The 1,150-nt window shown below is 56.7% G+C and carries 1 protein-coding gene; it reads right to left on the bottom strand.

What is annotated here, in order from left to right:
- A partial coding sequence (locus F1735_RS33725; protein WP_445081581.1) for an IS4 family transposase occupies positions 1-877 on the bottom strand: 877 nt, incomplete at its 3' end.
- Positions 878-1,150: the final 273 nt, after the last annotated feature.

Genomic DNA, 1,150 nt, shown 5'->3' with positions numbered 1-1,150 from the left:
TGGTCAGCAGACGCCATTCAACCGGCTTCACGCCGGCTGGCGCGTCAACTTCCCGCGCCACGATGCAAGTGGCCTCGATCTGTCCTTTCTTTCCGTCGCCTATCAGTACACGCTGCGCCCACAATTGCTGGCGCACTTCACGCGCCTTCTGCTTTTCGCGACCGCCCATGGTGAAACTGATCTCGCCAAGTGGTGGGCCATTCGTGGTGGCGGCCCACAGCCTAGTTCCTTCGTTGTCAGCCAAACAACGGTCATGCTTTGCCCGCACCAGCCAATCGGCAGGTGTACCCAAGTCGCGTGCGACGCGCATCATTTCGACCATGTCCGCTTCCCGGTCGGCCAAATACACCAGCCGCGTACCAGGCAGTTCTATCGCCTGCTCCGCAATGCGCTCGTAGCCTTCGACCCAGCGACGGCTTTCCTTCAGCCCGGGACGGACACCATCGTCTCCGCGCTTTTCGCGTGCCCACATCCACGCGTCGAGCATGCCAAGCGGCTCGCGATCGGGCGTGACAGCATAGGTCGGATGCAGGTACATACCGCGTTGGGCTTCGTAGCTCAACGGCCCCAGCCCAGCAATCTCCTGGCCGTTAAAATCGAGTTCGGTCGTGTCCTGAATACACAGCACGACCGCATGTTCGCCCATACGTTCTCGAGTCCGTGCCCAGTGTGGCTCCAGGATACCTTCCCACTTCACATCAGGATTCGAAAGGAATCGATACGCCGCACAGGTCTCGCTCCAGCTGTCGCATGCTTCAGGGATACTGGATGCCGGCTTGGCCGCAAAGGTGTCCATCAATGTTCTCGCCCTCTTGTTGAGGCGCCCGTCGCCAAGATTCAGATCGGCAAATTCGTCGTCCGTCCACCGCTGTGTCATCTTGTCCAAGTGCGCCACCCAAAAGGCAAGAGTAAACGCGATCTTGGCAAAGTTTACAAGCCCCTCTGGCAACTCATTGAATGTAAACGACTTTTTGGAACGCTACGGACTTATGTATAAGGGCATGCTTTTACCGATAAAACAGGAGTCCCGTACTACTACTGCAATGTCTACAAGAATTTGGATGATTTGAACGATGAAACGCTGCTCAACTGGTGGGTATGAAACTCAGGGCATCGGACAGTTTAGTACGGTGCTGACGCTGCGATATCT

This window comes from Massilia genomosp. 1 (assembly GCF_011682185.1).
GTDB classification, from domain to species: domain Bacteria; phylum Pseudomonadota; class Gammaproteobacteria; order Burkholderiales; family Burkholderiaceae_D; genus Telluria_A; species Telluria_A rubra.
This window is presented reverse-complemented; position numbering and strand designations above follow the sequence as displayed.